Consider the following 10,181-nt stretch of genomic DNA (forward strand, 5'->3'; position numbering starts at 1 on the left):
TCCATATATAAATTGACTGATCCTTCTATAAAAATAGATAAAATAACAATCCTCTAAACCGCTTTCGTAATTATTCAGATTATAGTTCAAAATATTAAAATAAAAAGACAAATAGTTTTTAGTTACGGGCAACCCTTTGCTATAAATCAACGATATAATAATAGATGTTCAATTTTTTGTGCAGTTGTGATCGGCCTTAACCTTGCGAATAACTGATAAATTAATTTAATTATACATGGTTCCAGTTTCTGTTGTTATCATTACTAAAAACGAGGCCGAAATGATTAGCCGAAGTATTTTTATGCTCAAGCAGATCACTGATGATATCATTATAGTTGATAATGACAGTACCGACCAAACATTAAACATAGCTATTGAAAATGGCTGCCGCGTGTACCAGAAAAACTGGGATGGTTATGGTGCCAATAAAAATAAGGGTATTGCACTTGCACGGTATAATTGGATATTAAGTATTGATGCCGACGAAATACCAGATACCGCCCTGCTAACATCAATAACTGAATTGAAGCTTGATGACAGCAATACGGTATATGATATACCATTTAAAGCATATTACGGTGATAAACCAATAAACTTTGGCAATTGGGGCCGCGATCACCATATTCGTTTATTTAACCGTACCTGTGTTAAATGGTCTGAGCCTCCTGTACATGAAATATTAATACTTCCGCAAAATGTACGTGTAAAAAAACTGAATGGCCACCTGCACCATTATTCAGTTAAAAACGCGCAGGAACATGAGGCTAAAATCATTCATTATGCGCAGCTAAGCGCCTTAAAATATTTACAAAGTGGTAAAAAGGCCGGCTTTGTAAAACTATACATAGCCCCTGTATTCCATTTTGTAAAAACCTATGTGTTTTTATTGGGTTTTTTAGATGGTAAAGAAGGATGGAACATTGCTAAAATGGCGCTAAAAAACACCTGGTTAAAATATTATTACCTTAGTAAGGCACAACAAGCATCCAATCAAAAAAGCTATTCAAACGAAGTACCGGCTATGACTTACAAACTTAAAGCCGATGCTCAGACCGAATAAAGTTGGCCCCTGTTCATGAAAAAAAAGCTGGTACAAAATCTTTCGGCTAATACACTTCAGTTGGTGATTAACCAATTATTTGGTGTCCTGATGTTTTATGTGCTGTCGGTAAGYCTTGATAAAAACAATTTTGGACTCGTTAACCTGGCTTTAACCGTAGTATTCACAGCATTCAATATCCTCTCTTTTGGCATTGACCAGGTAGTGGTTAAAAAGATAGCCCATGGTGATGATGCCCGCTCGGTATTGTCCCTTTATGTATTTCACGTGATTTTTGCAGGCCTTATATTTTATGGTATTTTGTTGCTTGGTAAAGTATTTTTTGCAAATCATACGCTGCTTTACAGGCTCATACTGTTCATAGGTGCAGGTAAGCTGATGATCTTTTTTTCGACCCCGCTAAAACAAATATCAAGCGGGATGGAAAAATTCAGGCTGTTGGCATGCATGCTCATTGTATCCAATGTGATTAGGGGTACTGCTTTAGTAGTACTGGCTGCGTTACATTTAATAAGTCTTGATGGTATCATGTGGGTTTTTATAGCTGGTGATACCTTAGAGCTTGCCTTTTCCATATATCTGTTCAACAGGTATATACGCATCCCTATAGCCCCCCGTTGGAATAAAGCAGAATATATACAACTGCTGCACCAGTCATTACCGCAGGTGGGTGTTGTGCTCGTCACATCGGCATTGGCCCGGTTCGATTGGTTGTTTATCGGTTTTATGGTTTCGGCGGTAAAACTTGCCGAATACAGTTTTGCCTATAAGGTATTTGAGATATCTACTTTGCCGCTATTGGCCGTTGCTCCATTATTGATACCCCGGTTTACTAAGCTATTTAAAATGGAAAATTACAGCGAAGGCAACCTGAAACTGATCATAAGGATAGAAATGATCATAGCCACTTTTACAGGCCTGCTATTAAACATGTGCTGGAACCCGGTTATTGATCTGCTTACTGCTGGTAAATACGGGGCGGTAAATACCAAAACTATATTTATACTATCGTTATGCCTGCCGCTTTTATATTTCATGAATTTTTTGTGGACAATTTATTTTGTGCAAAATCGCATGAAAATGATCCTCCATATATTCCTGGTTACTTTTGGTGTAAACATAATTGGCGATCTGCTGCTTATCCCTTTCTTTAAAAATGAAGGGGCTGCCATTGCGTTTTTAGCATCATGCCTGGTACAGGCTGTTTTATTTGCAGTAAAAAACAAGATCGGGGAGCTTAATGGGGCACTTTTTACTTTAGCAGCATGTGTTTCTTGCGCCTTAATAAGTGGATTTTTAGCAAAAACATTATTTCAAAACTCGTGGTTGGCCTTATTTATTTCGATTGTGTTTTACCTTTCAACTTTATTGCTTACCAGGCAAATAAAATCAGATGACCGTAAAAATCTCTCCAAAATRTTGAATTGGTGAAATAATAAACATTCCCCGTTTATACAGGCAACCAATCCCTTTTTCAGGTCGTAATGACTGTAAAGAACCCCCGGATAATGTTGACCAGAGCAGTGGATTTTTATATAGATAAAGTGAAAGATAAGGTGGATTGGAAATTGCTCACCTTTCTGCTGCTATTTTTAAATGTAAAACTGGCTGTAAAAATTCCGGTAATCATTTTTTTTACTTTATGGAAGTTCAATTTCAAATTTGGGTTCAGTTTTAAAAACTCACGCCTGCCACTTTTTTATTTATTAATTATAGCCATTGCCTTAATTAATTGGTTTATAAGTAAAAGCTATACCAATGTTAGTTATACTATACTGTTATTAACCGGTATTGCTTTTTGGCTCATGTGCATATTAGCCATACACCAGGTTAAACTGGCTGTTGACAACAATGATATAGCTATCATCCATCAAACAATACTCACTTTTTTTATTATCAACGCGCTGTTGTCTGTGTGTACCCTTGCCATTATTGTTTTAAAAACACATACAATTAACCCATACACCTATCAGGGTGAGTATCAGAAATATTTTATTAGCACCGGCGATTATATAAAAGGTGTCACATTTGATACTTCCATAACCAATGCCGTACTTAATGCTTTTGGCGTAATTTATTTCCTGACCCGTAAAAACGTGGTCATGCTTTTTGTATGTATGTGCACTTTGCTACTCACCGGCAGCAACTTTATTAACCTTATTTTACTGCCCATACTTTTATTCCTGTTTGTTTTTAAAACTAACCGCTACCAAAAAAGCCTCATTGTAATATGCCTGGTTTTTCTTGGGGTTTTCATGGCAAAAATATCACCGCAAAACAACAAATATGCAACCCTAACAATAGCGCATATACTTGAAAAGTATAAAGATGTGGACGCTGATTCAATTTCATTCCCACTGGTTGTAAACACAAACATACCGATCACCTTAAGGCCGGATAGTACTTTAAACCCGGAAGAGCGCAAGCAAAAAATAGCCAGGTTATACCTTGACAGTGTGAGTAAGGTATTAAGCATAAGATTTAAAAAAAGGGGCCTGAAACTGGGTAAGGACGTGTATGTAATTGATGGTGGCCGAATTACTATTAAAGAGCCTGATATCAATGGCGATTATTATCAAAGCAGTAAAGAAACACCTCCTGAGCAAATGCAGCTGGTCAATTTTATACGCACTCATAAAGACTCCCTACCTATATCAGGCAATAGTAATTATACAACCACTGTACCCGGAAAAGTTACAGGCTTTTTGCAAACTGTAAACTTTTTTCACAGTCACCCGGATAAAACAGTCGCAGGCATTGGGATGGGTAATTTCTCGTCAAAACTTGCTTACCGGGCAGCAGGGCTTGGTTTTGCAGGCGGTTATTTGAGCAAATATATTTATATCAATCATGATTTCCTGGTTAATCACCTCGACCTTTATCTTAATTTCTATAGTAAAAGGTCGGGTTTTCATTCTTTAACCAATAGTCCTTTTTCGGTATATGATCAGTTAATTGCCGAGTATGGCCTGATCGGCCTTGTTGCTTTTCTGATATGGTACCTCGGCTTTTTTGTAAAACATTATAAAAATTTAACCTATGGCATACCCATTTTAATTTTAATGATGGCTGTTTTATTTACTGATTACTGGTTTGAGCAATTATCAGTAATGGTGTTTTTTGAACTGCTTTTATTGCTCAATATTAAAGAAACCCAAACTCTTAAACCCCTCAATAATGAATTTTGATGTCCCTAAGATAACGGTTTTAATGCCTGCTTATAACGCCGGTAAATATATTGGAGAAGCCATTGAATCGGTTCTGCAGCAAACTTTTACTGATTTTGAACTGCTGATTGTAAATGATGGTTCAACTGATGATACTGCTGATGTGATCCGGTCATTTACCGATCCGAGAATAGTAATGATACATCAGGACAACAAAGGTGTAGCCCTGGCACTCAATAATGGGTTAAAATACGCACGTGCCCCATACATAGCCAGGTTTGATGCAGACGATGTGTGCCACATAGAAAGGCTGCAATTGCAGTATGATTTTATGGTAAGCAATCTTGATTACAGCATTATAGGTTCGGCGGCCGATTATATGGATATGGATGGTACTTATCTTTTTACCTCCACTCCTCCCGCGCTTACTAATGAGCATATACAACAATTAGAACATTCAGTTTGCCCGTTCATACACTCCACCGTGTTTTATAAAAAAGAGGTGATATTAAAGGCCGGTGGTTATAATGAGCATGCTTATACCTATGAAGATCATTTCTTATGGGTAAATATCCTGAAAGATCAAAAAGCCTGTAACTTTTCGCAGCCGCTTATCAAATTAAGGTTAAATCCTGAATCAATCACCATTGACGAAAAATGGCGTCCGCGCAGGTTTCTGGAAATCAAATACTCCACACTTAAAAGTCGCAATATCACCTCGCACGAAGGTAACCTGCTCGCAGAGATAGGCGAAAAACAATATTCCCCTAAAATTAAACAGGGTTCCTATTACGCGTTGTGTGCAAAAAAATTATTGGTCAATAACTATCATCCGCAAAAGGCTCGTTTGCATATGGCACGGGCCATCAGCGTATCTCCGCTCAGGCTGGATAACTACCTGTTGTACACAATAAGTTATCTGCCCGAAAAATTGATTGCCTGGTTACATAAAATTAGTTCGGGAGGGCATTACAATGATTAAAGTAGCATTTATTACCCGGTCAACCATTTATACCGTACCTGGTGGCGATACCATTCAGGTTGTACAAACCGCACGTCATCTAACCGAAATGGGCATAACCGCCGATATAAAATTGGCTAACGAAAATATCGATTATCATAATTATGACCTGTTGCACTTTTTTAACCTTACCCGCCCTGCTGATATCCTGTACCATAGTCAAAAAGCAGGGATACCTTACGTGGTATCAACCATTTTATGCAATTACAGTGAGTATGATAAATACCACCGAAAAGGCGCCGGACGGCTTTTACGCTATTTATCGACCGATACCATTGAATACCTTAAATCAATAGCCAGATATTTGATGGGACGTGATAGCCTGGCAAGCCCCTCCTATACCTGGCTGGGCCAGCGTAAAAGTATAAAGAACATATTAAGCCGGGCAGCCATGATACTGCCTAATTCCGAATCAGAATACCTGCGCGTAATCCAGTCCTATCAGCCTGATGTAAACCACCTGATAGTTCCCAATGGCGCCGATCAAAATATGTTTCAATACGATGCCTCGATCAAGAAAGATGAAAAGCTGGTAATATGTGCCGCCCGGATAGAAGGAATAAAAAACCAGTTAAACTTAATACGCGCCCTAAATAATACGCCTTACCGTTTGCTGCTTATAGGAACACATGCACCCAATCAGTTAGGCTACTATCAGGAGTGCCGCAGTATAGCTGCCGATAATATCACTTTCATTGATTATATACCACAGCATGAACTGGTAAAATATTACCGGCAGGCTAAAGTACACATACTGCCCAGCTGGTTCGAAACTACCGGTCTAAGCTCCATTGAAGCGGCGTTGATGGGTTGCAACATTGTGACCAGCGATAAGGGAGATGTACGTGAATACTTTGCTAACGACGCCTTTTACTGTGACCCATCATCGCCCGAAAGTATTTTGGCAGCAGTTGAAAGAGCAAGTTCGGCAGCCTACAGCGAAAATTTAAGGCATCGCATATTAAAAAAATACACCTGGAAACAGGCCGCTTCACAAACTTTAAAAGCATATCAATTAGTATTATAGACATGAAATTACGTATAGCCATATTAGGAACCAGGGGTATACCGAACTATTACGGTGGCTTTGAACATATATCAGAATATGTTTCGGCTGGTTTGGTAAAACGGGGCCACTCGGTAACCGTTTATAACTCGCACAATCATCCYTATAAGGAAGATCACTGGAACGGTGTGGAGATAAGACATTGTTATGATCCCGAATACCTGATAGGTACTGCCGGACAATTTATTTATGATATGAATTGTCTGCTTGATGCCCGGAAAAGCAAATTTGATGTGGTATTACTAATGGGCTATACCAGCAGTTCGGTTTGGGGCAAATTGTACCCTAAAAACAGTACCATTATTACCAATATGGATGGTATGGAGTGGAAAAGATCAAAGTACTCTAGGCCGGTACAGCAATTTTTAAAATATGCCGAAAAACTGGCGGTGCAATACAGCCAATACTATATTGCTGATTCACTGGTAATAAAATCATACCTGAACGATAAATATAATATCAACAGCGCATATATTCCTTACGGGGCCGATGTGTACACAGATATAGAGCGCGAACAGTATGATTTTAAAGCTGCTTTAAAAGAAGACTATTTTTTACTGATGGCACGGATGGAACCCGAAAACAATATTGAAACAATTTTAGAAGGGTTTAACAAAAGTAACTCGAGCAGAAAATTCAAGGTTTTAGGCGATACAGGCAACCGCTTTGGCAGATATATCACCGATAAATTTAATAACGATGAACGTATAGAATTTAAAGGGGCCATTTTTGATAACCCCAGGATACGGGCCTTGCAAAATAACTCTTACCTGTATTTTCACGGGCATAGTGTTGGCGGTACAAATCCGTCGTTGCTGGAGGCAATGGCCAGTGAGGCCTTAATAGCCGCACACAATAACCCTTTTAATAAATCGGTGCTGAATACGGATGCCTTTTACTTTTCAAATGCGGCCGAAGTTAGGGATCTGGTTGARAATGTACAAAGAAAAGACCAGGAGAAAAACATGGTGAAGAACAATCTGCATAAAATACAATACCAGTTTAACTGGGAGGGGGTGATTGATCAGTATGAGGAATTTATTGTAGAAAGCTATAAGCATTCAAATTATGAAAGAACTATTGCTCATTAACGATAGTAAGGTTAATAAGATCAGTTATTACCATTTAGTATTGCTAATGGCAAGCTTGCCGTTTGATTTTTTTTACAGTCATATTATACTTATCAGCTTTGCTCTTCATACGTTCATCCATCTAAAAAAAGAAAAACTAAGGTCGCTGTTATCCTTAAAAATGCTGGTATTGCCTTCGGTTTTATTTATTACGATAATAGCGACCATTTATACTATAAACACCCCCGCGGCATTTACAGAATGGACACTCCGGATACCGGTTTTGCTTTTTCCAATACTTTTTTCCCTAAATGGACTCGATTTTAATAAATATAAGTCAAAGCTTTTGTTAGCATTTTCGCTGGTTTGTACCGCTACAGTTTTTTACCTGTATGCCGATGCTCTTTTTACCATCAGATATTATCACCTGCCGTTAAGCGCAATTTTTGCGGAGGGCTTTACCAATCACAACTTTGCTCAACCCATTAAAATACACGCTACCTTTTTTTCTTTCCAGCTGTTAATAGCGCTGGTTAACCTTTTCTATATTTTAGTGAAAGGAGTACCGGTAAGATCATTAAAAATATTTTATGCCATTTGTTGCCTTATCCTGATAGGTGGCCTTATACAGTTAAGCTCAAAATCAATATTGCTGCTTTTGTTTGTGATCGTCAACATGGTGCTCCCTTATTACCTACTTAATGGTAAAAGAAGGCAGCGGTTTATATTAACAGGAGGTGCTATTACGGCAATAGTCGTTGTCGGTATTTTAAGTATATCCACCTTCCGCGAGCGTTACGTAACACTTTTAAAATCAGACCTGTCAGCAGATAAAACAGTGCTTAGAAACTCTGATTCGCGGATAGAGCGATGGCGTGTAGCTGCCGAACGGATAAAAGTGAGACCGCTTACAGGTTATGGATCAGGTTCAGAAATTGGTTTATTAAAGGATGATTTTTATAATGCAAAACTGTATAGCTCTTACCTGTATGGTTTAAACTCGCACAACCAGTATATCAGTTTAGTTTTAAAATCAGGGGTATGGGGACTGCTCATTTATTTGCTTACGCTTATTTATGGCTTTAAAGCTTCCCTCAAAAATAAGGATGTCGTATTTATCAGCTTTATGCTGGTGATAACTATTGTTTCCTTTTCAGAAAATATACTCGATGTTGATAAAGGGGTGATGTTCTATAGCTTTTTCTTCTCCTTTTTTATCTTCTCGGATATTGAAAATGAGGAAGTTACTCCCATACAGCAGAAGCCTGACGATTATTTAGGCACATTGGCAACCAACACCTTACCCGTTACGTCATATTAGTATAATCCCTTAAATCATCATACATTGGCAGAACTTAAAAAAAATATATTAGCAACCCTGGCCTATTTTGATGTGTTCAATTATCCGCTTACAAGGGAAGAAATTTGTTTGTTTCTTCCTGCTAAGTACGAACCCATGTTGTTTGATGTGGCTATGGCATGCCTGGTGAGCTGCAGGCTTATTTATCGCTTTGATAAGTTTTACACCCTAAAAAATGATCCCTATCTGATACAGCGCCGGAACGATGGAAATCAAAAAGCTTTTGAAATGATAAAAGTTGCCCGAAAGGTTGGTGATATTTTGATCAGGTTCCCTTATGTACGTGGCATTGCCATTTCTGGCTCACTGTCGAAAAATTATGCTGATGAGGGATCGGATATTGACCTGTTTATTATTACTGCCGCCAACCGTCTCTGGATAGCCCGTACATTGATGCATTGCTTTAAAAAGCTTACCTTTTTGGTTAACCGCGAGCATTATTTTTGTATGAATTATTACATAGATGAACAACAGCTTGAAATTGCCGAAAAGAATATTTATACGGCTACAGAAGTTGTTACACTAATACCCATACAGGGCGATACTACATTTGCAGATTTTTTTACCGCCAACGCCTGGACCCGTAATTATTTGCCTAACCATATTATGCGGGTTTCAACAGCAAAATCACTAAATAAAATAGTTTTAAAGGGTATGACGGAGTGGTTATTTAACAATCGTTTTGGGGATGTGCTGGATGATCGTTTAATGAAAATTACTGCCGGCAGGTGGAATCAGAAAACACAGCAAAAAAGGCTTAACAACCATGRCATCCTACTGGCTATGGCTGTCGATAAACATTATGCCAAGCCCGATCCTGAAAATTTTCAATATAAACTTATAAGCCGCTACGAAACAAAGGTAGCGCAGCTACTTGTTGAGAACCATCATAGCGTAGCCAATTAAGTTAAAAGCCGGATCGATATACTCATCTCTGTCTGTCTTATTTTTATCTCATGGCCAGGGCGTCAGCTTTTCCTTCAACATGAATATTTATAAGACTTGTATGAGGCATATTTAACGTTTTTCCTGGAATTACCTGCAAATAATACTTAAGATAACTATTCATAACGGCCTGTGACTCATGAATATAATTTTCCCTGAATGATTCACCCGTAAAAGCAATTAAGGGTTCTCCATAATGCATTTGTCCTTTATCATCAACATATACACTAAATGAGTAGTAAAAATTTGTGTGTGCTTTATTAATAGTGATATTATATGTTGGATCGAAATAATCATCAGAAGTGTCGAAATTATTCAAGAGACCTCCCTCTGCTTTCCATTTTTCTACTTTTACTGATGAACTTTTGCTTATAAACGCAACCGGTTGCCTGGCCGCAAAAGCCTTTTTAATGTCGGTGTTAGCTTTGATTACTAATGATTTTATAAACAAACTGTCTTTTCGACTGACACGTCTAAGTATAGTTGTATCAC

General features: G+C 38.1%; 8 protein-coding genes and 1 pseudogene. 8 read left to right on the forward strand and 1 reads right to left on the reverse strand.

Features of this window, described 5'->3' with window-relative positions; genetic code table 11:
- The first annotated feature begins 235 nt into the window (after positions 1-235).
- The 8 genes from AC1DRQ_RS26940 to AC1DRQ_RS26975 all read left to right on the forward strand — a co-directional run bounded on the left by AC1DRQ_RS26940 (position 236) and on the right by AC1DRQ_RS26975 (position 9,650).
- Positions 236-1,060 carry a glycosyltransferase family 2 protein gene (locus AC1DRQ_RS26940; RefSeq protein ID WP_429392622.1) on the forward strand — a complete coding sequence of 275 codons (825 nt, stop codon included), beginning with the start codon at positions 236-238 and terminating at the stop codon, positions 1,058-1,060.
- Between the two features lie 15 nt (positions 1,061-1,075).
- On the forward strand, positions 1,076-2,491 hold the full coding sequence (locus AC1DRQ_RS26945; RefSeq protein ID WP_477428522.1) for an oligosaccharide flippase family protein: 1,416 nt from the start codon (positions 1,076-1,078) through the stop codon (positions 2,489-2,491).
- A 77-nt stretch (positions 2,492-2,568) separates the two neighbouring features.
- Positions 2,569-4,248, forward strand: a complete 1,680-nt coding sequence (locus AC1DRQ_RS26950; protein ID WP_477428524.1) for a hypothetical protein — start codon at positions 2,569-2,571, stop codon at positions 4,246-4,248.
- Positions 4,238-5,209, forward strand: coding sequence for a glycosyltransferase family 2 protein (locus AC1DRQ_RS26955; protein ID WP_477428526.1), 972 nt, complete (start codon positions 4,238-4,240; stop codon positions 5,207-5,209). The genes AC1DRQ_RS26950 and AC1DRQ_RS26955 overlap by 11 nt, the downstream gene beginning before the upstream one ends.
- Entirely contained in the window at positions 5,202-6,275 is a 1,074-nt protein-coding gene (locus AC1DRQ_RS26960; protein ID WP_429392611.1) for a glycosyltransferase family 4 protein, read from the forward strand. Before AC1DRQ_RS26955 ends, AC1DRQ_RS26960 begins: the two co-directional genes overlap by 8 nt.
- Positions 6,276-6,277: 2 nt before the next feature.
- Positions 6,278-7,405 carry a DUF1972 domain-containing protein gene (locus AC1DRQ_RS26965; RefSeq protein WP_477428528.1) on the forward strand — a complete coding sequence of 376 codons (1,128 nt, stop codon included), beginning with the start codon at positions 6,278-6,280 and terminating at the stop codon, positions 7,403-7,405.
- Positions 7,383-8,705 carry an O-antigen ligase family protein gene (locus AC1DRQ_RS26970; protein WP_477428530.1) on the forward strand — a complete coding sequence of 441 codons (1,323 nt, stop codon included), beginning with the start codon at positions 7,383-7,385 and terminating at the stop codon, positions 8,703-8,705. Before AC1DRQ_RS26965 ends, AC1DRQ_RS26970 begins: the two co-directional genes overlap by 23 nt.
- Positions 8,706-8,729: 24 nt before the next feature.
- Positions 8,730-9,650, forward strand: a complete 921-nt coding sequence (locus AC1DRQ_RS26975; protein WP_477428532.1) for a nucleotidyltransferase domain-containing protein — start codon at positions 8,730-8,732, stop codon at positions 9,648-9,650.
- A gap of 43 nt (positions 9,651-9,693) precedes the next feature.
- Here AC1DRQ_RS26975 and AC1DRQ_RS26980 read toward each other — a convergent pair.
- Positions 9,694-10,181: pseudogene (locus AC1DRQ_RS26980) on the reverse strand (hypothetical protein); the annotation flags it as partial.

Source organism: Mucilaginibacter sp. P4_E8, assembly GCF_056401495.1.